The 23,524-nt window shown below is 62.9% G+C and carries 19 protein-coding genes and 1 pseudogene; 6 read left to right on the top strand and 14 right to left on the bottom strand.

Annotated features, from left to right (window positions below):
* Window positions 1-6: 6 nt before the first annotated feature.
* Genes G4G31_RS03925 through G4G31_RS03940 form a run of 4 tightly spaced genes read left to right on the top strand, consistent with a single transcriptional unit; the run spans window position 7 to window position 4,512 of the window.
* Entirely contained in the window at window positions 7-1,341 is a 1,335-nt protein-coding gene (locus G4G31_RS03925) for an RND family transporter (RefSeq protein ID WP_182990379.1), read from the top strand.
* Window positions 1,281-2,405, top strand: coding sequence for an RND family transporter (locus tag G4G31_RS03930; RefSeq protein WP_182990380.1), 1,125 nt, complete (start codon window positions 1,281-1,283; stop codon window positions 2,403-2,405). Before G4G31_RS03925 ends, G4G31_RS03930 begins: the two co-directional genes overlap by 61 nt.
* The gene (locus tag G4G31_RS03935) at window positions 2,402-3,226 is read left to right on the top strand and encodes an outer membrane lipoprotein-sorting protein (RefSeq protein ID WP_182990381.1); all 825 of its coding nucleotides are present in this window, start codon (window positions 2,402-2,404) and stop codon (window positions 3,224-3,226) included. The genes G4G31_RS03930 and G4G31_RS03935 overlap by 4 nt, the downstream gene beginning before the upstream one ends.
* Window positions 3,223-4,512, top strand: coding sequence for a DUF1302 family protein (locus tag G4G31_RS03940; protein WP_182990382.1), 1,290 nt, complete (start codon window positions 3,223-3,225; stop codon window positions 4,510-4,512). Before G4G31_RS03935 ends, G4G31_RS03940 begins: the two co-directional genes overlap by 4 nt.
* Before the next feature lie 39 nt (window positions 4,513-4,551).
* Here the strand turns inward: G4G31_RS03940 and G4G31_RS03945 are convergent, their stop codons facing one another.
* The 9 genes and pseudogenes from G4G31_RS03945 to G4G31_RS03985 form a co-directional block, all read right to left on the bottom strand.
* Window positions 4,552-5,187 carry a class I SAM-dependent methyltransferase gene (locus tag G4G31_RS03945; RefSeq protein WP_182990383.1) on the bottom strand — a complete coding sequence of 212 codons (636 nt, stop codon included), beginning with the start codon at window positions 5,185-5,187 and terminating at the stop codon, window positions 4,552-4,554.
* Between the two features lie 37 nt (window positions 5,188-5,224).
* A complete protein-coding gene (gene sufU, locus G4G31_RS03950) occupies window positions 5,225-5,701 on the bottom strand; it encodes a Fe-S cluster assembly sulfur transfer protein SufU (protein ID WP_182990384.1) in 477 nt (158 codons plus the stop codon).
* 20 nt (window positions 5,702-5,721) lie between these two features.
* A complete protein-coding gene (locus tag G4G31_RS03955) occupies window positions 5,722-6,990 on the bottom strand; it encodes a cysteine desulfurase (RefSeq protein ID WP_182990385.1) in 1,269 nt (422 codons plus the stop codon).
* 96 nt (window positions 6,991-7,086) lie between these two features.
* Window positions 7,087-7,977, bottom strand: coding sequence for a methyltransferase domain-containing protein (locus tag G4G31_RS03960; protein WP_182990386.1), 891 nt, complete (start codon window positions 7,975-7,977; stop codon window positions 7,087-7,089).
* A 214-nt stretch (window positions 7,978-8,191) separates the two neighbouring features.
* The gene (locus G4G31_RS03965; RefSeq protein WP_182990387.1) at window positions 8,192-8,485 is read right to left on the bottom strand and encodes a hypothetical protein; all 294 of its coding nucleotides are present in this window, start codon (window positions 8,483-8,485) and stop codon (window positions 8,192-8,194) included.
* 242 nt (window positions 8,486-8,727) lie between these two features.
* Window positions 8,728-9,453: a helix-turn-helix transcriptional regulator gene (locus tag G4G31_RS03970; protein WP_182990388.1), complete on the bottom strand. Its 726-nt coding sequence runs from the start codon at window positions 9,451-9,453 to the stop codon at window positions 8,728-8,730.
* Between the two features lie 292 nt (window positions 9,454-9,745).
* A pseudogene (locus tag G4G31_RS03975) lies at window positions 9,746-10,223 on the bottom strand (arsenate reductase ArsC).
* A 224-nt stretch (window positions 10,224-10,447) separates the two neighbouring features.
* Window positions 10,448-12,631: a CehA/McbA family metallohydrolase gene (locus G4G31_RS03980; RefSeq protein ID WP_182990389.1), complete on the bottom strand. Its 2,184-nt coding sequence runs from the start codon at window positions 12,629-12,631 to the stop codon at window positions 10,448-10,450.
* A gap of 686 nt (window positions 12,632-13,317) precedes the next feature.
* Window positions 13,318-13,584, bottom strand: coding sequence for a hypothetical protein (locus G4G31_RS03985; protein WP_182990390.1), 267 nt, complete (start codon window positions 13,582-13,584; stop codon window positions 13,318-13,320).
* Window positions 13,585-14,002: 418 nt separating this feature from the next.
* On the opposite strand from G4G31_RS03985, the gene G4G31_RS03990 reads away from it, so the two are divergent.
* Together G4G31_RS03990 and G4G31_RS03995 are read left to right on the top strand one after the other, a co-directional pair.
* Window positions 14,003-17,005 carry a type VI secretion system tip protein TssI/VgrG gene (locus G4G31_RS03990; RefSeq protein WP_308622098.1) on the top strand — a complete coding sequence of 1,001 codons (3,003 nt, stop codon included), beginning with the start codon at window positions 14,003-14,005 and terminating at the stop codon, window positions 17,003-17,005.
* Between the two features lie 49 nt (window positions 17,006-17,054).
* Complete coding sequence (locus G4G31_RS03995) at window positions 17,055-19,439, top strand: hypothetical protein (protein ID WP_182990391.1); 2,385 nt, start codon at window positions 17,055-17,057, stop codon at window positions 19,437-19,439.
* On the opposite strand, the gene G4G31_RS04000 is transcribed toward G4G31_RS03995, so the two are convergent.
* The 5 genes from G4G31_RS04000 to tssK all read right to left on the bottom strand — a co-directional run bounded on the left by G4G31_RS04000 (window position 19,436) and on the right by tssK (window position 23,522).
* On the bottom strand, window positions 19,436-20,383 hold the full coding sequence (locus G4G31_RS04000; protein WP_182990392.1) for an SUMF1/EgtB/PvdO family nonheme iron enzyme: 948 nt from the start codon (window positions 20,381-20,383) through the stop codon (window positions 19,436-19,438). The two genes, G4G31_RS03995 and G4G31_RS04000, sit on opposite strands and share 4 nt — an antisense overlap.
* Window positions 20,384-20,444: 61 nt before the next feature.
* A complete protein-coding gene (locus tag G4G31_RS04005; RefSeq protein WP_182990393.1) occupies window positions 20,445-21,221 on the bottom strand; it encodes a hypothetical protein in 777 nt (258 codons plus the stop codon).
* Window positions 21,222-21,262: 41 nt separating this feature from the next.
* Window positions 21,263-21,613, bottom strand: coding sequence for a hypothetical protein (locus G4G31_RS04010; RefSeq protein WP_182990394.1), 351 nt, complete (start codon window positions 21,611-21,613; stop codon window positions 21,263-21,265).
* Window positions 21,614-21,889: 276 nt separating this feature from the next.
* A complete protein-coding gene (locus G4G31_RS04015; protein ID WP_182990395.1) occupies window positions 21,890-22,117 on the bottom strand; it encodes a PAAR domain-containing protein in 228 nt (75 codons plus the stop codon).
* 64 nt (window positions 22,118-22,181) lie between these two features.
* Window positions 22,182-23,522, bottom strand: a complete 1,341-nt coding sequence (tssK, locus tag G4G31_RS04020) for a type VI secretion system baseplate subunit TssK (RefSeq protein ID WP_182990396.1) — start codon at window positions 23,520-23,522, stop codon at window positions 22,182-22,184.
* Window positions 23,523-23,524 lie beyond the last annotated feature (2 nt).

A 23,524-nucleotide genomic window follows, 5' to 3' on the forward strand; every position in this document is an offset into this window, starting at 1 on the left:
CGAGCCATGAATACATTCTTCGAAAAATACGCGCGCTTCATCGTGCAAAAACGGCGCTGGGTCATCTTCGCCATCCTCCTCGTGACGGGCTTTCTCGGCTCGCGCCTGATGAACCTGCAGGTCGACATGGACCAGGATACCTGGGTGCCGCAGTCGCATCCGTTCGTGAAAACCACCAAGACCCTGGAAAAGATGTTCGGCGGCCGCGAAATCGTCATGATCGGGATCGCCCCGAAAAACGGCGACATCTACCAGCCCGAGGTCCTGGCCCGCATCGCCCGCATCCAGCATGAGATCGAGAACATGCCGGAAGCGATACGCCACAACGTCATCAGCCTGGCAGCCAACAAGGTCAAGGACATCAAGGGCAGCGCCGACGGCCTGGAAGTGCAGCCGATGATGGCGCAGGTGCCGTCTACCGAGGCAGAAATGAACACGCTGCGCGAACGCGTCGAGCGCAACGCGATCTACACCAATTCGCTGGTGTCGCCCGACCACCGCGCCGCCGCCGTCATCGCCGACTTCAAGCTCGATTATTCGAAGCCCAGCTACGAGCCCCTGATGGCCAAGATCCGCGCCATCATGGACCGCGAACGCAACGCCGACATCGCCGTCTACGCCGCCGGCCTGCCGGTCGACTTCGGCTCGTTCGAGCACAACATGATGCAGATGCCGATGTTCTTCGGCGTGGCACTGTTGATCATCATGCTGATCCAGTACTACTCCTTCCGCAGCTTCCAGGGCATGCTGCTGCCGATCGTGACGGCCTTGCTGAGTGTGATATGGGCGCTCGGCTTCATGGGCCTGATGGGCGTGCACATGGATGGCTTGAACACGACCACGCCGATCCTCATCATGGCGGTGGCCGCCGGCCACTCCGTGCAGATCCTGAAACGCTACTACGAGGATTTCCAGCGCCTGCGCACCCTCGAGCCGCACTCGGACCGCAAATGGCTGTCGCAGCGCGCCGTGGTCGACTGCATGGGCCACGTCGGACCGATCGTCGGCACCGCCAGCGTCATCGCCATCATCACCTTCTACACGCTGACCCACTCGGAAGTGTCGTCCTCGGCACACTTCGGCTTCTTCGCCGGCTCCGGCGTGCTGGCCACCCTGATCCTCGAAATGACCCTGATCCCGGCGCTGCGCGCCAGCCTGCCGGCGCCGAAGGTCAAGGAAACGGCCGCCGAACAGAAAACCGGCCTGCTCGACCGCATGCTCGGCGCCCTGTCCCACGGCCTGGCGGGGGCGGCCGCGCCGGCTGGATCCTCGCCGCCGGCGTGGCGGTGGTGGCCCTGCTGGGCGCAGGTGTCACCTTCATCAATGTCGACAACAGCCTGAAGAATTTCAGCCGTCCGGACAGCCTGGTGCGCACCGACGACGCTGCCCTGAACGGCATGTTCGGCGGTACCAATACCGTGTTCTTCCTGGTCGAAGGCCTGCAGCCCGACGCCATCAAGGATCCGAAGGTCTTAAAAGCCATGGACGAGCTGCAGAAGTTCGTGACGGTCCAGCCGCATGTCGGCAAGGCGATGTCGATCGTCGACATCGTCAAGCGCCTGAACCAGGCGATGCACGGCGACGATCCGGCCTATTTCAGCATCCCCGACGACAAGGCGCTGGTCGCCCAGTACCTGTTCATGTATTCGCTCTCGGGCGGCCCCAAGGATTTCAGCAGCTATATCGACGGCGACTACAAGCGCGCCGCCATGTGGGTCTTCGTCAAGACCGACAGCACCTCCTACGCCACGGCGCTGCACGACCGCGCACAGGCGCTCATCAAGGACAAGTTCCCCGCCGGGGTGACCGTGCGCATGGGCGGCAGCCTGGCGCAGACCGTGGCCGGCAACAACGCGCTGACCCAGGACAAGTGGCGCAGCGTGTGGCAGATGGTGGCCGTCGTCTTCATCCTGTCCTCGCTGGCGCTGCGCTCCCTGGTCGGCGGCCTGTTCGTCACCCTGCCCCTCACCATCGTCGTGTTCGCCAACTTCGGCGTCATGGGCTGGCTCGGCATCCCGCTCGACATGGGCACCATGACCACCGCGGCAATGGCGATCGGCATCGGCGCCGACTACGAGCTGTACCTGCTGTTCCGCTTCAAGGAAGAACTGGGCCGCACCCACGACAGTTACCAGGCGACCTACCGTTCCCTGGTCACCTCGGGCAAGGCGGTGATCTACGTCGCCCTGTCGATCGCTGCCGGTTACTCCTTCCTGCTGACCTCGGGCTTCGCCTTCTACACCCGCCTGGCGGTGATGGTGATCGCGACGATGATCGTCAGCGGCTTCGTGGCGGTGATTTTCCTGCGCGCGCTGACGATGGTCTTCAAACCGCGTTTCATCTATGGCCAACACAATGCGCGCGCCGCCGCCGGCGCCGCGATCCGACTGGAGGAACGTGCATGAAAACGACTACCCATTTCAGCTGGTCGCACCGCTGGGCCCATCTCGGCGGCCTGGTGCTGGCCACGGCCCTGCAATCGGCCCACGCGGGCGCGGCGCCTGGCGTCGACGAAATCATGCAGAACAATTTTTATGCCTCCAAGGTCAAGGCGCTGGAAAAGCACGTCACCCTGACGCTGACGGACGAGGGCGGCGTCAAGCGCGAGCGCAAGCTGCATGCCATCTCCGCCCTGCAGCCGAACGGCATCGATTCGCGCCTGATGGTGCGCATCGTCGCGCCGGCCGACGTCAAGGGCGTGGGCTTCCTCAAGCACGAGCACATGGACGGCGAGGACGAGCAGTGGATCTTCCTGCCAGCCCTGCATAAGAGCCGGCGCCTGGTGGCGAACAACAAGAAGGACAGTTTTCTGGGCAGCGATTTTGCCTACGGCGACATCCTGACGCCGAAAGTCACGCTCTACCAGAACCGGCTGGTGGGCTCTGAGATCATCGACGGCATCGACTGCTATGTCATCGAGTCGGTGCCGGTGGACGACAAGGTCAAGCGCGATTACGACTACGGCAAGAAGGTGCAATGGATCGCCAAGTCGAACTTCCACGAGGTCAAAATCGACTACTACGACCTCGCCGGCGCCCTGCTGAAAACCCAGGTCGTCAAGGGCATCACGCAGATGGGCAAGGATGGCGGGCGCTGGGCGGCGACGATGCGCCAGATGGTCAACCACCAGACCAGACACACGTCGACCTTCGTTGCGAATGCCGCCAAGGCCGATATCGCTATCCCGGAAAGCACGTTTACGTTGAGGAACCTTGAACGCGAATGAGCGCGGCTGGCCGCTGTCTGGCCCAGGCGCTGGTCGCAGCGGCGGCCGGCGCCACGGAGCCGGGGGCCGAACCCGCGCCGCTCGAGGGCGAACTGGCGGGACCCGCGGCAATCAAGTTCGCCAGCGCCGCCCGCCTGAACTACACGCGTTCAGACAAGGTCCTGAGCGACGAACGCCACTTCGTGCTGTCGACCTTCGAGACCAAGGCTTCCTACGACCTGTCCTCCAGCCTGCGCGCGGCGCTGCAGCTGCGCGCCAGCGCCATCCTCGCGCCCGGCACCCGCTCCCAAGTCGACTTTCCCTACGCTTACCTCGACTGGCGCACCACGGCCGCCGATTTCCGCATCGGCAAGCAGATCCTCGCCTGGGGCAAGACCGATGCCTTGAATCCCACCGATATCGTCACCCCGCGCAACTACACGACCCTGCTGCCCTTCGACGAGGACGAGCGCAGCGGCGTGTGGGGCGCGCGCGGCACCTATTACGTCACCGATACGGTCGCGGCCACCCTGTTTTTTGGCACCCGCTTCAAGCCGTCCACGCTGCCTTTCGCCTCGCGCGGGGCGCAGCAGTACCGCTTCGATGCCGACGGTGCAAAGAAGCGCCAGGTCGGCGTGCGCGTCGCCGTCACCCGCGACGACATCGATTTTTCCGTCAGCGCCTACCACGGCGCCAGTTTGCTGGCGCAGGCGGAACGGGCCGAAACGCGCGCCGGCACGCACACGGTGTTCCTGCGCTACCCCACCATCGACATGGTCGGCGCCGACCTGGCCCGCAACTTCGGCAAATTCGGCATGCGCATCGAAGCGGCCGCCGTCCGCCCCGTGCGCGGGGAGGCGACAGCGACCGGCTTGCGGCCCTACCGCTACCTGGTGGCCGGGATGGACCGCACCTTTTTCAGCGACCTGAATGTCAATGTCCAGCTCTTCGGACGCTGGACCGATCCCGCACCAGGGCGCGCCGGCGCCTGCGGCTGCGTTGACGCCATGGGGGCGGAACTGACGGGGCTGAACGGCCTGATCTTCGTCCAGTCGCGCCGCCGCACCCAGGGCATGACCTTCCGCGTTGCCAACCAGTGGATGAACCAGACCCTCAGCGCCGAAGTCTTCGTGCAGCATTATTTTGGCGACAACAGCACCTATGTGCACCCGATGGCCACCTACGCGCTGAGCGACCGCACCCGGATCACGGCCGGTGCGGTCTGGTATGGGGGGAATGAGGGCAGCCTGTTTGGCGTCATGAAGAAAAACAGGAGCGTGTTCAGCGAACTGCGTTACTCCTTCTAGCGCGGCCTCGCGGCCGCGCCGGTTCGGCGGGCGAGCGGTTTATTTCGTCGCCAGCACGCAGACGCCACGCGACAGCGGGCCCTGGGAGATCGGCGAGGTGGCGTGCGTCGCGCTTGCGAAGCCGACTTCGTCGAGCATGGCCATCAGTTCGCGTGCCGGATACAGCCGGAACACGCCCGTCTGCGTGATCCTGACGCCGGCCATTTCCTCGGCATCGCCCATGTAGACGGCCAGCTGGCCGCCGGGACGCAGCACGCGCAGGATTTCGCGCAGGGGCTCGCGCGGGTTCTGCCAGAAATAGATGACGTTCACGCAGAACACCTTGTTGAAGCTGGCGTCCGGATACGGCAGCCTGGCCGCGTCGCCGACGCTCAGTTCGACCTGTCCGCGCGCGATGGCCTCGCGGTTGCGCGACGAGGCTTGCGCCAGCATGGTGTCGGAAAAATCGATGCCGCGGATTTTTCCGGAGGTGATTTGCTCGGTCAGCAATTCGATGGCCTGGCCGGGACCGTAGCCGATCTCGAGGACGTCGTCATAGGGTGCAAGCCCCAGCTGCGACAGCGTCCATGCGTTCGCTTCGCGGTTGATGCGGCTCATCGAGAGGCCGAAGAGCCGGCCGAACAATCCGTTCGGGCGGCGCGCCTGCTGCGCCATGGCGTGTACGAGGGAAGGCATCTGGTTTTCTCCGTCTTTTTTGTGTGAAGCGGGCCGCCTATTCGGCAAGCTCCGCAATGTTCGACCTGGCGATGTGCGCCGTCGACAGCAGCGTGCCGAGCGTGTTCCAGGAAAGGCTGACGCATTCGGTGCGCGAAGGCACATCGCGTATCCGTTCGAAGACGCGCAAGCCCGCCAGCTGCGGCGTCTGCAGGCGCTCGCCCGCGTCCACGTCGCCGGCCACCATCGCCGGGAACTGTTCGCGCAAGGCGCGCGCCCCGGCGATCGACAGGCCCTTGATCGCGTCCGTCATCATCGAGGCCGACGCCATGCACAGCGCGCAGCAGGCCGAGCTCGAGAACGACACGGCCTGGACGCGCCCGGCGTCGACCCGCAGGTACAGCCGCAGATGGTCGCCGCAGATCGGGCTGTCGCCTTGCAGCTGCAGGTTCGCGTCGGCCAGCACGCCCCGGTTGTTCGGCTGGCGGCCGTACTTGAGGATCTCGTCCTGGTACAGGATTTGGGCATTCGTCATCGCGCTCTTTCGTGGGTCGGTCAGGGTGCGGCGAAGATGCGCTTGACGTGTTTCACGCCGTCGACCAGGGCATCGATTTCGTCGCGCGTGTTATAGAACGCGAACGAGGCGCGTGCCGTGGCGGGCACGCCGAAACGCTCCATTACCGGCTGGGCGCAGTGGTGGCCGGCGCGGATCGCGACCCCATACGAATTGAGCAGGCTGCCGACGTCGTGCGGATGGATGTCGTCGAGCATGAACGACAGCACGCCCGCCTTCTGTGCGGCGGTGCCGATGATGCGCACGCCCGGCACGGTGCGCATCCGTTCGTCGGCATAGGCCAGCAGTGCCGACTCGTAGGCCGCGATCCGGTCCATGCCGATGGCCGACAGGTAGTCCACCGCGGCGCCGAGGCCGATCGCCGCGACGATGGGCGGCGTGCCGGCTTCGAATTTGTACGGTGCGACGTTATAGATGGTCTCCTCGAACGTGACGCGCAGGATCATGTCGCCGCCGCCCAGGTAGGGGCCCATGCGTTCCTGGATGGCGCTGCGCGCATACAGGATGCCGATGCCGGTCGGGCCGAACAGCTTGTGGCCGGAGAAGGCGTAGAAATCGCAATCGAGGTCGCGCACGTCCACCGCCATGTGCGGGATGGCCTGGGCGCCGTCGACCAGGGTGACGATGCCGCGCTTCTTCGCTTCGGCCACCATCAGCCTGACCGGATTGACCGAACCGAGTGCATTCGACACGTGCGACATCGCCACCAGCCGGGTGCGCGCGTTGAGCAGCTTCATGTATTCATCGACCATCACTTCGCCGTCGTCGTTCAGGGGAACGACGCGCAGCACGCACTTCTTTTCCTTGCACAGCATTTGCCAGGGCACGATGTTCGAGTGGTGCTCGAGCGTGGTGACGATGATCTCGTCGCCTTCCTGCAGGTTCGGGCGGCCGTAGCTTTGCATCGCCAGGTTGATCGAATCGGTGGTGCCGCGCGTGAACAGGATTTCGGTGTGGCTGGCGGCATTGACGAAGGCGGCGACTTTCTTGCGCGCGCCTTCGTAGGCTTCGGTCGCCTCGGCGCCGAGCGTGTGCACGCTGCGGTGCACGTTGGCGTGTTCGTTGGTGTGATAGCGGTGGATGCGGTCGCTCACCTGGCGCGGCATCTGTCCCGAGGCCGCGTTGTCGAGATAGGCGAAGGTCCCTTTCGGCTCCATGTGCCGCTGCAGGACAGGAAAGTCGAGGCGCACGGCATCGACATCGAAGAAATCGGCTTGGACGTTCACGTCCCGCAGTAAGTTTGCCGCCATGTTTGCTCTCCAGGTTTGATAGGTAGGGGCGTGCAGCCCCACACGCCTGCCCTGCAGGCGCGTGACGTGCTGGTCGTACGGTGTGCTTTTTTTTGTTCAGGCGCAGCAGGACGACTGGTTGTCGCAGCAGCCGCCCGTGCTCGCCGCCGGTGCCGCCGTGGCCGTGGTTGCCGCTGGTGGGCAGACGACGCCCGGTGCGCAGCCGCAGGCCGACAGCGGAGCCGCTTTCGCCAGCGCCGGCAGGTCGAGCACCATGAAGTTGTCGCTGTACGGCGCCATGCGCAGGCGCGCGGCCGTGGCATCGCACACCTCGGTCGGGGTGAAGCGCACGAAGTCGTGGTCCTCTTCGTCCTTCACGCTGGCGTAGGGGCCGAGGTAGATCGCGGCATGGCCGCCATAGACGCAACCGGAGACCTTGCTGCTCGGCAGTTTATAGGCGCGCAGCGTGATCGAGCCGAAGTGGTAGCCGGCGACCTTTTCCCAGGTCGATTCGTCGAGCTGCGTCAGGCCGAGGAAGCCCAGGCTTTCGTAGGTGCTGACGAGTTTATTCACGGGGATGGCGCCCGTATAGCACTCCGCCCACAGCTGCTCGTTGGCGCGGTCGGCTTCGGCCACTTCGCGGTCGACGACGATGTCGGAGATGACGAGGCGTCCGCCCGGGCGCAGGATGCGGTGGATTTCCTTCATCACGACGTCCTGGTGCAGCGACAGGTTGAGCACGCAGTTCGAAATGACCAGGTCGACACTGTTGTCCTCGACCGGGAGCTGTTCGATGACGCCCTTGCGGAATTCGACGACGTTGTAGCCGAGTTCGGCTGCCACTTCCTGGTTGAATTCGTGTGCACGCTCGAGCATGGCGTCGGTCATGTCGACACCGATGACTTTGCCGGTCGGGCCGACCAGGCGCGCGGCGACGAAGCAGTCGATACCGACGCCGGAGCCGAGGTCGACGACCGTCTCGCCGGCTTGCGCGCCAGCCTTGAGCAAGGGGCTGCCACAGCCGTAGTTGTGATCGAACGCCTGCTTCGGAATGTGCCTGGTGAACTCCGATTGATAGGATTGCGGGCAGCACAGACCGGCAGGGCGGGCCGCCGCATCTGCATACACGGCGCCCACGGTTTTGGTTTTTGAATCTAGCGTCTCTACGTTCATTCGATCACCCCTGGATGGATTTTCTTACCGTTTTTTTTGCGGACAGCGATCAGGCTTTCTGATCGTAGCAGTCGCATTTCGACAGGCTCGCCTGCACTTCGGAGGCGTTGATGGCGCCGCGCAGGTGCATGGTGACGTTGCCGTCGACGCCGTCGACGACAACCGCTTCCAGGCGCGACTTGAAGTCGTCGCTGCAGCAATCCGATGGGCAGCCGCTACCGCCTGGCGCGCACATATTCGCCATGGCCTGCATCTTCTCAACCGTGATCACGTCGCCTGCGACAGTGATGTCGACGCCTTTGTCGAGCTGGGTCATTCCGGTAACGTTGTTGTTGAGATTCATGGTGTTTCTCCTAGATGGTTGAGGTCTTCAATCGGGGCCAGACCGTTCTCGGGCTGCCCTACGTTGAGCAGGCATTAGACCATCCGGAAAAGCACGAAACTAGCTGACCGTGCGTACAGGCAGGGGCGGCGGACAGGACAGGAGGCGTGCAATGGGGGGCGCGCGCCGGCGCCTGCGCCGGAAGGCGCAACAGGCGAGCTGGGAGGAAACAGCGCAGGCCGCCGGACGGCGGCCCGGAGGAATTACAGCAGGGCGTACTGGTGCGCGACCGTGACGGCCTGGGCGCGGTTGACCACGGCCAGTTTGCGGTACACGTTTTGCAGATGGAATTTGACGGTGCGTTCGGTGACGCCGAGGATGGAGCCCGTCTCGCCGCAGCTCTTGCCGACCGCGACCCATTGCAGGATTTCCTTTTCGCGCGTGGTCAGCACGATGGGCTCGCTTTGCTTGCCCTGGGCTTTTGCCACGACGGCGTTGGCGGACAGGCGGCCGATGGCGGCGGACAGGTAGGGCGTGAGCCCGTCGAGCAATTCCTGGTCTTCCGACGACTGGTCCTTGCGCACGAATGCGGCGCACAGGGCGGGCGTCCTGGTGGAATTCTTGGTGGAATAATTGCAGACCATGATGCCGTCGTCGGTCCTGGTGATGTCGCTGGGGGTGGCTCCGTTGGCGTCGCTGGTGTTCGATGAGCCCGTACAGGAGGATCGACAACTGAGCTTGCGTTCGGCATCGGCCCTGGCGCCATCGCGCTCCTCGGACACCAGCGCCGGATCCTCGGGTGGCTGCAAATGGCATTTCCCGGGCAATGCCGATTCGGAGCAGGTGCCGATCACCAGCTCTTCGCAGCGCAAGGTCTCGTAGGCCAGCCTTTTCAGGCTTTCGTACAGCGCCGCCGAGTCCCTGGTTTTTTGCGTATCAAAAATAAAATCGAGCACGGAAATCAGTTCCGGTTTCGATAAGTTCTGCATGTCGTCTCCCTAACTTCAAACGAAAACTTTTCAAATAGTCTTGGCTATCGGATCGTTTTTTCTATGATTGTCACCACCGCGTTGCAGGCAACGCGGCCGTGGTCGTATCGTGAAGTCCGGGCTTGGGCCCGCATCGGGGCCAGCCTGTTTTTATTGGTTTCCAGAGAATCCCGTCCGTCGAGCGGCTTTTGCTTACCGCCGACCACGTCGAGCTTCCGGCTAAATTGCAGGCCGGTCAACTAGCAAGAAGATGGGGTAGTGATAGGTTTTCAACTACGGTATGCAGCACGGCTCAGGCCAGTTGCCCGATGCGGGTCAGTTCGGCCGCCAGGTGCGCCCGGTCCTGGCGCAATTCGTCCAGCGGCAGCGCGAGGAAGGCCTCGATGCGCAGGCGCAGGATGCGGTAGGCCTGCATGAAGGCGGCATCGATTTCCTCGTCGGTCCCGGTCGCATGCGCCGGGTCGTCGACGCCCCAGTGCGCGCGCATGACCGGTCCCGGGTGAACCGGGCAGGTTTCGCCGGCGGCGCTGGCGCAGACGGTGATGACGATGTCCGGCGTCGCCGGCAAGTCTTCCCGAGGATTTGCTGTGGTAGCCCTCCGTGGAAATGCCCTCGCGCCGCAGCAGCGCCAGCGACCGCGGGTGTACCTGGCCGGTCGGTTTGCTGCCCGCGCTCAGCGCACGCCATGGCGCCGGTGCCAGGTGATTGAAGGTCGCTTCGGCGAGAATCGAACGGCAGGAGTTACCGGTGCAGAGAAACAGGATGTGCATGGATGGAGCGCCTTTTATTGTCGGGTGAACGCCAGGGCGCTCTCCGACAGGATCAGGAAACGGCGCGCGCTGGCAAGGGCTTGCGGCAAATGGGTGGGGGCGGGACGACGCGTGTGCCCCGGATTGCGGACGCAAGTGTGCCCCTGAATCGGGGCACGAGGCAAGTCAAATCGGCCCGGAGGGGGTGTCCGGACCGTATTCCATGCGGTGTGGGTGAAGTCGGCTTACTGCACCGTCAAGGCCACATCATCGACCAGGAAAGTCGTCTGCGCTGACGAATCCTCCGCCCCGGCAAAGAACACCTGCACCGTCTGGCCCTTGTACGCCGTCAGGTTCACGCTGCGCTGCACATAGCCGGTACCCTTGTTCAGGTTCGAGTACGAGGCCGGCGTCGCCAGGATGGTGCCGCCGCTATTGCGCACCTGCAGTTTCAGCGTGTCGTAGACGGTGGTCGTGGTCGTTTCCGCCGAGGTGATCTGCAGCCAGAAGGTCAGCGTTGCACTGGTGGCCGTCGACGGAATCGCGACCTGCTGGTACAGGTTGTCGGTGCGGGTGGTACCGGTGCCAGCAAACTTCGCTTTCCAGCTGCCGGTGCGCGCCGGCGTGGCGGTGGAATTGTTGACGATGCCGCTGCCGCCGCTCCACGATACCGCACCCGATTCGAAGCCCGGATTGGCCAGCAGCTGGGTGCCGGTCGTCGTGTTGCTGACGCTGAAGGCCACCGCGCTGGAGCTGCCGATATTCCCGGCCGCGTCATAGGCCTTCGCTACCAGGCTGTGGCTGCCATTACTCAGCGTGGTCGAATTGAGGGTCATCGAATATGGAGACGTGGTGTCGCTCCCTTTCAGGACGTTATCGACCAGGAACTCGACCTTGCTGACGCCGACGTTGTCGCTGGCATTCGCCGACAGGGTAATCGTCCCGCCCGTGCCGCTTTCGCTGGCGGAGACGGTCGGCGCCAGGGTATCGCCCGAGGTGGAGGTGCCCTGCGTGACCCAGATCGGCGCCGACCACAGGATGTTGCCGTCGTTTTGCGTGACTTTCGCGTAGTAGAAATGCGCGCCCGCGCCTGGCGTGATGGTGGCGCTCGCGCTGCTGGACAGCTGGGTCACGGTGCCGTTGCGGCCGGGTACGCCTTCGAACAGGGCAACCGAGCTCACGCTCTTGCCGGAGGTGCTGGCGAAGTTGGCGTTCAGGGTCAATGGGCCGCTATTGGTAAAGCGCTCGCCCATCACGTGGCCGTTGGCGGTCAGGATCAGTTGCGAGGTCTTGTCCATGGTGGCGAACACGCGGCGTGCACGCAGGGCGTCGTTGAAGCTGGCGCTACTCAGGGCGGTGCCGGTCGGGATCAGAACGCCCGTGCGGTTGGTATAGGACGCGCCCCAATTGGCGCAATGGTTGTCCTGGTTGGTCGAGAAGGCGACGTGGAAGCCCGCCTCGAGCGCCTTCTTGCAGGCGCCCTCGAAGTTGCTGCGGCCGGTTTCGGTCTCGGTGGTATTGGTGGAGAACGCCGACGTGTTGAGCACTTCGCACAGCACCATCGCCTGGTCGCCATCGGCCGTATAGCCGAGCGGGACGCCGTTGACGAGGAACTGGCCGCTGGTGTCGGGGTGGTTGAACTGGCCGAGGTAGCCGCGGTTCTTCATCAGCGTGTAGAGCGAGGCGTAGTCGTTCTTGGCGACGAAGGTGTCGCCGATCAGCTGGTTGCTGCTGTTGTATTCCCATTCCAGCAATTCGGTGCTGTTGAGGATATTCAGGTGGCCGCCATTGTTGATCACGCCCCACTCGAGGCCATAGACCCCCAGGAAACCCGGGTTCGCCGCGTTGAAGTCGCTGGCCGCTTTCAGGCCGGACTGATACAAGGCCTTGGCCGTCGCCGGGCTGGCGGCCGTGTTGGTGCCGTCCGAGCCGTCGTACATGTGGTTGTGCTCGGACGTCATGAGGATGTCCAGGCCCTTGTTCTTCGCATAGGCAAAGGCCTCGGCCGGGCCGTAGGCCGCCGATTGCGGCGCCTGCGCGCCGGTGCAGGAGCCGAGGGCGCCGCCGCCATCGCTGTGGTTGGTCTGGCTGTGCAGGTTGGCGTAGTACACCGTGTGGGGCAGCGAGCCGGTGGCCGGGGCCGAGGCGGGGGAGACGGTACCCGCCGAGCCGCCGGCGATGCTGGCGCTGCTGATCGTGCCGGTACTGCTGGTGGCCGGGGACGAGGTGGGACGGGGACGCGCCGGTTTCGCCTTCTCGGGCGTAGGCAGTGGCGCGAACGGGGGCATCGGCACCGTGTCCGGTGGACCGACGACGATGTCCCAGCTTTGCTCGACACTGTGTCCGCCTTCGGCCTCGAGCAGGGAATCGACTTCCTCGGCGACCGGCTGGACGCGGCGTCCATCGGCTGCGCGTGCCAGCGCCACCATGCACACTGGTAGATGCCATCGCGCAGGGCCGGGTTTGCCGCGCGTCCGGCCCAGTTCACCTTGACCTCGACCGGCTTGCCGCTCAGGCGCTGCGTACCCTGCCAGCGCTCGACCACGCGCCCGGCCGGGTCGATCAGTTCGAGGCGCCAGACGATGTCCTGCGCCTGCTCGACATACGGGTAGCTGAAGCTCAATGCGAAGGTGCGGCCTTCCTGCGCGGCCGCGGGGGCCGTGTAGGGCGCATGCAGCGTCGCTTCGAACTCGCGGTGATCGGCCTCCGACGCATGGCCGGTGATGGCCAACCCAAGCGCCAGGACTAGTGGCAGCAACTTCAATGAACGAACGCGACGCATGTGACTCCCCTTTTTCTCTCGTTATCAAATAAAGTACAAATTATTACAACAATGCATGACACAAACGTTACATGCAAGCATTGTTTGTCTGTACTGACGAGATGAGGGGCGTTTGTCGACAACGGGCTCCGTCGCATGTGCGAAAGCGGCCGGGATGCGGCGTCGCCGCGAGCGTGCGCTGGCCAGAGGAGAACGTGAGGATAGCGGCCGCTCGGTTGGGCGGCGTGACGATCGCGATCGGGCTATTGGAGACAAGATGCCGCCGGCGAGCGCAGCGAGGTAGCCGGGCGCGTCGGCGGTTGCAGGCTGCCTGGAGCCGGGCAGCCGTCGAGATCAGCGCGAGTCGCTGCCGTCGGGCATGTCGGCGCCCGGATCGCCCAGTTTTTTCACCAGGCTGTCGTCACCCGCAACGCCGCCCTGTGCGCCCTCGATCGGGCCATTCGGCATGTCGTCCGAAGTGCCGGGACGCCCGCCACCGGCCGCCGCGCCCATGCCGTTCTCGCTTGACGTGCCCGGCGCCGCGGCGCCTTGCGTGCCGCCGGGAATGGCGCCACCCGCGCTGCCGCGGCTGCTCTGCGGCGCACCAAACCGGCCCGACATTGCTCTCGGCAGAAGTCTGCACGAAACCGCTTTCACGGCTTGTACCGGCGCCTGTCCCGCCCGTGTAGTGCCCGGCCGAGCTGCCGCCGGCGGCGCTTTGCTGGCTCTGCCCGGCGCCTGTTTCAGGCGTACCGGACAGGCTGTCGGCACTGCGCCCGGGGTTGCTTGCCGACCCCGCGTTGTTTCCTTGTTCACCTGCCTGATCTTGCGTTTTATCCCCGGCCATCGTGATTCTCCCTGAGCGTGAATGCATGATGGTTGATGCTAGCGCTTTCGGCGGGCGCTCCAATCGGCGCAGTGGCTGAACGCGTGTAGGAAAGGTCGGACGATGTGTCCCTCTTGCTGTTGATCAAGGATTGCCTGCAACCCACAGGTAACAATGCGCCTTTAGGACCGGACTCATCATGTGGTGTTGTTGATGCACACCATGATGTCTCCTTCTCTTGATCTGGCACATCGCGCTTCAGTGGAGGCATCAGTGGTCGAGCTATTTTCGCGCTTCACGCAAGATACCCGTTTGCTGGGTATTCGTACTCCTCTCGGTCCGGACACATTGCTGGTCGAGTGCCTCCGCGGTGAGGAAGGCCTGAGCAGCGGTTTTACGTTTCAGGTATCTCTTCTTTCCACGGACGCTGATATCCCGCTCAAGTGGCTCATCGGCCAGCCGGCGCTGCTCGAACTTTTAACCGCAAGCCCAGGGATGGGCAGGCGTCCTTTTCACGGCTATATCACCGCCGCCCAATGTGTCGGCGCCAATGGTGGCTTTGCTCGCTATACGGCAAGGATCGAGCCCTGGTGTGCTTTCCTCAAGTTCGGGCGCGACAGCAGGATGTTTCAGGACAAGACGGTTTTTGACATCCTAGACGCCGTCTTCGGAAGGTGGCAGGGCATGGGCAAGCTTGTCCCCATGTGGCGTTACGACATTGCCAATCGGGAGGTCTACCCTGTCCGGTCCCTGACCTGCCAATATCAGGAATCGGATTTCGCCTTCGTCGAACGGCTGATGTACGAGGAAGGCTTGTTTTACTATGTGGAACACAGCCCTGCTGGCAATGACGAGGATCCGGGCTGCCATACGCTGGTCATTGCAGACCACAACGGGGCCTTCCAGCCGAATACACAAGCCGACATTCGCTTTGCCCAACCCGGCGCAGTCATGCGGGAAGACAGCATGGACCGCTGGCGCATCGCAACGCGTTCGGTCATGGAGAGCGCCAGCATGAGCAGTTGGGACTATCGCTCAGTCAACGACCGTCCGGTGGCTGCGAGCGCCGGTTCCCATACGTCAGGCCCGATCAATCGCGACACGCCCGGGGCCTACGCCTACCCGACACGTGCGCAAGGGGAACGTATTGTCAGCAACCAGCTGCAGGCACGACAGCTGGTAAAAGAGACACATACAGGTGCCGGCACCGTACGCACACTTGCGCCCGGCACGACGTTCAGCTTGCATGGACACGCGCACCTGGATCAGGCACACAGTGATGATGCGCGAACCTTCCTGGCAGTGCGCGTACTCCACTTGGCGAACAACAACCTGAGTGCCGAGCTGCGGGGTGCGGTCACGCAGGCATTGGGACACGAGCACGCTCCGGCCTTCGGCGAGGAGCCACGCGATAGCCTGCACGCACCTGCCAACGCAATCAGCGAGCGCCCGCTTTATCGCAATCGCGTCGATGCCATTCGTAGCGAGGTGCCATACCGGAGCTGCAACGATGACGGTCATGGGGTGGTGCTCCACCCACGGCCAACGATCACCGGCCAGCAGACGGCGATCGTCGTCGGTCCCGCAGGCGCCGCGGTCCATACCGACCGCGACAACCGCATCAAGGTGCAGTTCCATTGGCAGCGTAACGCGGGCCGGGATGATCAAAGCCATAGCCGACTACACCACCCGGCTCCAGTCGGACAAACCGGCGCCCCTGCCGACGATCGTTCCGGTACCTGGGTGCGCCTGGCCATGCCACTTGCACCCATTGCGGGAGCGAACTGGGGTGCGGTGGCTGTACCGCGGGTGGGGAGCGAGGTGCTGGTTGATTTCCTGGACGGGAATATTGATCGGCCCGTCGTCATCGGTAGTCTCTACAACGGCGCGGGGGAAACTGATGCCCAGCACAACCGGAGCGCACATGGCCCCGGATCCACGACCGGCAACGCTCCAGCCTGGTTTCCTGGCGAGAGCGGTGCGCATGCGCATCCAGCGGTGCTGTCCGGTATCAAGACGCAAGGCATGAGCACCAGCCAAAGCGGCACCGGCGCCCATAACCAATTGGTATTCGACGACACGGCCGCGCAGTCGCGGCTTGCGCTGCAAAGTCGGGCCGCTTCGCAAGCGGATACTGCCGAACTCAATTTAGGCAGCCTGCGTCACCAAGTGGACAACCAGCGCCTGCATCCGCTCGGGTTTGGTGCCGAGCTGCATGCGACCGGAAGCGCTGCACTGCGCGCAGCCAGGGGTTTGCTGTTATCCACAGATAAGCGCACCGGTGCCAGTGGCAGTCAACTCGACTCGCGCGAGGCTCTGGACCAGGTCGAACAGAGCGTGGCGCTGCAGTCCGCAATGGCGCGCACCGCTCAACAACATCATGCCGTGCTGCCGGGCGAGAAAGGAGACGCCGGGGCTAAATCGGCGCCACTGCCTGCCTTGGGCGCGATGGAAGGCATCGTCGACGTATTGAAAAGCGCCGACACTGGGGCGACTTCAGTTGGCGGAAAGGGCAGCGTCGCGGCCTACAGCGAGCCCCATCTTCAGCTGTCGAGCCCAGTAGGCATTGTGGCGACAACGCCCGCCGATGCGATCTTTACCGCCGCGCATACCTCGAGCCTTAGCGCCGGCCAGGACTTGAACCTGGCAGCAGGGGCAAACAGTGGCCATGCGGTCAAATCGGGCATCAGTCTTTTCACGTACGGCAAGGCAAGCGCCAAGGAGAAGCCCAACCAGGAGCGCGGCATCAAGCTCCATGCTGCCAGCGGCAAGCTGAGCAGTCAAAGCCAGTCAGGCGAAACCCGTCTTACTGCAGACAAGACGATCACGGTCGCCAGTGTCAACAAGAATGTCACCGTCGCAGCGAACAAGCACCTGTTGCTGACCGCACAAGGGGCATGCCTGAAGCTCGAGGGAGGAAACATCATGCTGCATGCGCCTGGCAAGGTCGAGTTCAAGGCAAGCAAGAAGGAATTGACCGGCCCAGCCGATGGCAGTGTGAGCAAGCCCAGCTTGCCCAAGGCAAAGGAGATTTATAACGAAGCCTTTGTCGTGCTGGACGAGGAGACGAAACAGCCGCTGGCGCACGTGCGCCATCGGCTGGAGTCGGCCAGCGGCGTCATGGTGGAAGGCGTGACTGACGCGCAGGGCAGGACACAACGCATATTTACATCGAAACGTGAAGAACTCACCTTGCATCTGCCAAAGGATGAGTAAGGCCAGCGCTTAGTTTTCGATTTTCGATCATATCCCCGGAGAAAACCAGATGAGCGAAGCATTCACTGCCGTTAAATCCGCACCGACGACCACGCCGAGAGAGACTTATGTCGAGGTTGCGCATTCGTTGACAGACGGCGTCCTGGTCTATCGCCCCGGCGACAATTCGTTTATTGCGCTGTATCCGGACGAGTGGCTGGCATGCCGCGCCGATGGGCATCAGAACAAGACCGCCATCGAGGAGCTGCAGGAAGCCAACCGCGAGGTCACGGCCAAATCGCTGGCGTTGCGGGAATTACTCGAACAACCGAATGCGGCCAGAGCCGACATTGCGGGAGCGCGCAAAGAGCTCGATGCGGCACTGAACACCCTGTCGCAAAAGAGCGATGCAGCCAAGCAGCGCGTGGAGGCCCTGGACAGTCAAAAAGTCGACCCGAGCAAACTGGTCGAGCTCGTGCCCATGACGATGAAACGCCTGGAAGGAAGGACGCATACGCCGATTTATGTCAACGTCAATAGATTGCGGGGAGCGCTGGCTGACGGCCGCGTGTATGTCGTGGATGGCTCTGCGGAACGAGCCAAGCCGCCAAAGCAAAAGCTTTTCAATGGCACGACGCTGAATACAACGGAAATCCGCAACCGGATCCAGAACCAGGTGCAGGACAAGGCGAAATACAGCAAGAAGTGGAAATTGGCGCCGAAGGATGCCGATCAATTCAGCGGGATCCTGACCGATTGGGCGAAGGTGATGGGTGCGGACGCTACCGCCTGGCTCGAGCGAAGCCAGAAGGAAGTCCTGGAGGGGATGTTCCGTCCTTTTCACGGCAAACCCGATAGCGACCCGAACGATCCCCACCGAATGATCGACACCAAAGCGGAAGCGCAATTCCTGCGCTGGGCGGCGGGAGCGGGTGCCGAGGCGACCTTCATGGGGTTCCAAGGTAACTTGAATGATGCACGCGATACGGACTGGAAAAAACGTTTGCTTCGGGGTGCCAGGTCCGCCCAGTTCAGCGTCAAGGCCAATGCCGAGGCGTCCTTTGCCGTTGGTGAAGCGAAAGTCGAAGCGACGCTTTATCTTCCTCACGCGGCCGGGTGGCATTTGGATGGTGAGCTTACTGGACATGCACTGGATTTCGGCTACTTCCGGATGCGGGGCGACCTGACGCTGTCTGCTCTCGCTGGTGCCAGCATTGCCCTGGAAGCCGGCGCGGCATTGATGATCACCGGACAGTTACAAGGGATACGCGGTACGCCCCGCAACGGCAACGGCAACGGCAACGGCAACGGCAACGGCAACGGCAACGGCAACGGCAACGGCAACGGCAACGGCAACGGCAACGGCAACGGCAACGGCAACGGCAACGGCAACGGCAACGGCAACGGCAACGGCAACAGCAACAGCAACGGTGAAGGCAGTGGCAATGGTTTCGTCAAACGTATGCGCGCCAGCGCCAACGTTGGAGCCAAAGGCAAGGCGGATATTTTCGCTGGCCTTAAGGAATCGATCAACTTAGCGGGGGCGCTGCAGTGGCTCAATCCGGAAGGCTTGATCGGTCCAAACGGCCCTAAAAAGCCAGACCCGAACAAGGCGATCGCGGCGTACGCGGATGTGGCCAAGGTAAGCACCAGTGTGAGTGCTATTCAAGGTCTGGCGGCAACGCTCGGCTTCGAATGCGATTATCGGGGAGGGCGATTTGTGATTGCGGCAAAGGCAGGAGCGTGTCTCGGTTTGGGCGGCTCAGCGAGCGTTGGCTGTGAGGTCGGCGCGGCGCAAATTGGACAATTTTTTATGTGTATCGCACATCAGTTGAAACAGGCGGATTATCGGAAATTGGTAGATTTGATGACGACTGTAGCATTCAGTACATTCAATCAAATTTTATATATGCACGTTGTCGCTGACAAGAAAATTGATAGTTTCATTGGTATGGGTGTAACGAAAATTAACGAAAAATATGAGGATGTCATCTTAAATGTAAAACAAAACGGAGAGCTTTTTTTGCGAAAAGTTGAGGAGCAATTGAGATCGGGATGGGGTTGGTTCTCTTACATGCCCCCTGAATCACGAGGTGCTGTAATAAACAGTATTGCTGAGGCTTTAGAACAACCTCAATTTAGGAATAATCACGATCTAAAACAGCTGGCTGCTTTCTCAATAAACGAATTACTTTCGACGACACAGTCGAAAGGGCATTTAAACAATACGCTCGAACGTATCAACGTTGCAATGCACAAGTCCGAGCGCAGTCAAGGAATTAATCTGATTAAATCTATTGTTGAGGATACGAAGTTTGCCTATTGTATCGAGCGCTGCACCGCGCAACTGGATCATTCTACACCGCTTGTAGGACGGGCATTTCTTCGCAATGATGAGCCTGAATTTCAGCTGGCGCAATTTCCGCTACATCATCCGGGTTATCGAGTGACTTAACGCTTCATTGTGGTTTCATTGCGTGCGCACCGAAAATTCTCGACATTGAAACCAGAATACTCTGGAAAAGGAATCATCACTTCTTCAAAGGTAACCCCATTAGGAAAAGTTGATATCATCGGCTGAGGATCGCTCCCTATTCGCATAAAAACCATGGCGGCAATTTCTGCAGTTCCGCCAACGCTACCACGCATTACTTTTTTGGTTCCCGTGATGGGGCCGCTTGGATTTTTTACTGACGAGGTCTTATAGTAATCCTCGCTGAACCAATCGTTTACCCACTCGGATGTATCTTCAGACATTCCAAACAATCCAGCTGGGTTCGGAGGATACGTACCGACATCAGAAACTGGCGGCTTTTTTTCCCCGTATATCCATTTTTTCGGAAAATTCTTTCCCCTCTCGATCTTGCCGCTATCGGTAGCGAACAACACCTTCCTCCCGCCTGACCGCGCCGCATATTCCCACTGCGCCTCCGTTGGCAAATCGAACGGAAGGCCGGATCGCTCTGCCAGCCAAGCACAATAGGCCTTCGCCCCATACCAGCTCACGCCGGCCGGGCGCTTCGGTGCGCGATCCTTGAGGTCGCGTTCACGCATGTCGATCCGCGCCTTGCCCACTGCATCCGTGAACACGTCGAAGTCCTCGAACGTGACCTTATAAGCCATCATCGAAAAGCCATCCAGTGTCACTTTGTGGAGCGGCCGGGAATAGGCATCGAAATCGTAAGGAACGCCGTCTTCATTGCCCCAGTCCCCCATCTCGAAACTGCCCCCTTTCAGCGGCCGCATCGACTGCTTCACTTTCTTGAGCAAGGCCTGGACACGGACCTCGACATTGGGATCCGACGATGATGTGCTGGCGAGAGACGCGGTGTCGGAACACGAAGCCGACAGGTGCAGGCCGGCCAAAACGACGAGCGCGCTAAGTCTGGAAGAATGCATGATTGGAGAACCGGAAAATTATTGGGAAACGTGGGCGCAAGTGCACTGCAGGGATAAGGTCTTACGAAGCCAGCACTGCCGGCCGGACGAGCGCAACGCAGCGAACATAGGGATCATCGTTGCTGACGCAGAGCACCGGCCCGCCCCGCACGATTGCCTGTTCCCGCGCCAGCGCCAGCGCAGCGACATAGGGCACAGCGCCGCAACTGCCGCTGCCTGCACCAATACATGCGACATCGCTCGCATCGTCGAGTTGGGACATGGCGGCGGAAACGAACCCTTTCAGCTCGAGCACGCGGTTTGCGCGTTCATCGGTGTCGGCGATGACCATCGCCAATTGCCCTACTTCGATATTCGCCTGCTTGCACGCGCGTTCTGCCAGGTCCGCGAGAACTTTGCTGTCAATCCGTTTGGTCTGGTCCGCCGACGCGTCACGGCGTGCATCGACGCCTGGCTCCAGCACTACGCCAGCGGTACCCTCTCTCGTGTGTGCCAGCCGAACATCGGCCAGCAACAAGCCGGCGGCGCCCTCGCCTGGCACCAGGCCTTGCGGGCGCGCCGCGGCGAACAGCAGGCCACGCGCCGCCCAGTCGTCCACCGTGTCCTGGTCGATATGCGAGGCGAAAGCGACGACCAGCGCAGCCAGTTTCACATCCGGCGCCGCGGCATCCTGCGCCAGCTGCCCCAGCACGGCCGCCGGTGCCGCATGCGTCGGGTCGACATCGATCCAGGTGACACGCTTGGCCGGCCAGCCGAATTGCACCACCACGTGTTTCAGCCAGAGACTGGCCGCGCTGCGCTGCTCGACGGTCCAGCCCGACGGCAGCAGCGGCAGCAACCGCAGCGCTGGCGGATCGCCTTCAAGTGGCATCAGGTCCGTTACAGCCTGGCTTGCGAGGTCGCGCGTGACGGCCGTGCCCGGGTCAGGGCGCGCCATTGCGCCTCGCTCCAGCGCAGCTGCGCCATGCCCTGCTCCGTCAACCATTCGCCGATTTCTTCCTGCAGCGCTTCGTCGACGGCGTCATTGCTGCGTGCGCTCATGACGGGAAAACCGTCGTCGTCGACCAGTTCCGGATCGAGATCGGGCCGCGCCTTGCCGTCGGCAATGGCGGCGGCGAGCTCCTCGGCCGAGGCACCGTGCGGACTGCGCAGTGCCGTGCCCGGATCGCAGCGGAGCGCCGCCCGGCGTCGCGGCGGCAGCGCGCGCGGCCGGTGCCGGCGTTGCGGCACCCTTGGCGGGAGCGCGCGCGGTCAGCAGGCGGCTGCCGGTCCAGACGCCGAAACACAGGCCCAGTGGCAAGACCAGCAGCATCAGCGCCAGGTCGACGCCGTCGGTGCGTGCTCGGCGCCGCGCCAGTACCAGATGGCGCCGCCCCAGCAGGCGGTGAACAGGCAAGTACCGACGAGGGCGCGCTTGAGCCAGGCGGGGCGAGCCCGCCGCCGAAAGGGTAGTTGAAGTCATCGGTGTGGATTAAAGGTTGTCGATCGTGGCCTGCTGGCCGGCGATCAGGAGGCGCCGCAGGCGGTCTTGTCGCCGTGGCGGGCGGCCGGTTTGCCGTCGATGATCAGGGTGCTGTCGCCGCTGATGATCGGGTTCGGTCCGTGTTTCGGGCAGACCGTCTTGTCGCCCATGCGCGCAATCGGCTTGCCGCCGCTGTCGCTGTGGGGTGACGCTTCGATGACGGCGCCGCCGTGCGAGGTTTTGTCGCCGAGTACGATCAAGGGTCCTGCCATGCTGCCTCCAGTCGAAACGGGGGAATGACCGCCCGGGCTTGCGGGACGTACGCTGCCGGTGGCTTCAGCCGGCCACCGCCATCAGTTCCAGTTTCAGTTCCTTGAGCCCTGCGGGCACGTAGATCGAGATCGACTGCGCCTTGAGCATGCGCTCGTACATTTGCCCCTTTGCTTCGAGCATGAAGTAGCAGGTGTCGGGGCGCACGGCCAGGGCGGCGGGCGGCTGCGGGGTGTATTGCAGGCGCACCCCGGGCAGCGCCGAGAGGACGAATTTCTCGACGTCGTCGGGCGCGCCGACCTTGAAGCGCAGGGGCACCAGGTCGACCAGCTGCACCGCCGGCAGGTCGGCGCCGACGGCAATATAGAAGGTGGTCTTGTCGTCGATCTTGCCCGAGTCGAGCGCGCCAATGTGGTACGAGGGGCGTACCTCACTGAGGGCGATGGCGAAGTACTTGGACGAGATCACGGTGTCGAGCAGCTCGCGGATGATCGTGTGCAGCTTGGCAAAGGCCGGGCCCGGATCGCTGTGTTGATAAGGCGGCAGGTCGGCCAGGGTCCAGCTTTTCGAGAAGGTCATCAGGCCGCCGGCCACGTCCAGCAACTGCTCGTAGAGGCGTTCCGGATGCAGGCTCGGATGGTGGAAATGGTGGCTCAGCGTGGCATAGGCGCTGCTCGCGGTGTGCAGCAGCCAGAACGAGGACATGTCGCCCGAGCGGAATTCGATCACGTTGCGGCTGGGCTCGCGGTGGTGGCCGTACAGCGCGGCCACTTTCGCCTGCAGGGCGTCGAGCAGGCGCCGCAGCTGCTGGAACAGCGGCGGGGCGGCGCCGATCGACAGGCTGGGCGCGACGAAGCCCGGGTCGAGCTCGAAGCCGCCGGTGGCGGCGCGGCGCAGGCGCAGCAGCGGGAAGTGGACAAAGGCGTCGCGCGGCTCGTATTCCGAGACCAGGCGCATCGCTTTTTTCAGGTAGGCCAGCTGCACCGGCGCCGCCTGGGTGTACAGGTCGGCCGTCTCCTGGTTGGCCTGGACGAAGCGCGCGGTGTTCGCCGCCTGGCCGCTGGGAACGAAGTTGCCGGTAAACGGTTTCAGGCCGGGCAGCGCGGCGTAATAGGTGACGGTTTGCTGCGACTGCTGCAGGGCATTCAGGTCGACGTTGTCGGGCAGGGCGTCCGCGTGCGGTGCGTCAATGAGTTCGCCATCCTGGAAGCGCAGCGCCAGGTCGTGGATGGCCAGCACGTTGTTGGCCAGCGCTTCGCGGTCGACCTGCAGGCGCTCTACCCCCCAGGCATACGGGTGCACCGCCTTGATGCCCTTGTGCAGGCAATGTTCGTGGTACTGGTCTTGCCGCTGGAAGTGCTGCGGCCGCAACAGCAGGCCTTCGCCCCAGAGTACTTTGCTCGTCATGT

This window comes from Massilia sp. Se16.2.3 (assembly GCF_014171595.1).
Classification (GTDB): domain Bacteria; phylum Pseudomonadota; class Gammaproteobacteria; order Burkholderiales; family Burkholderiaceae_D; genus Telluria.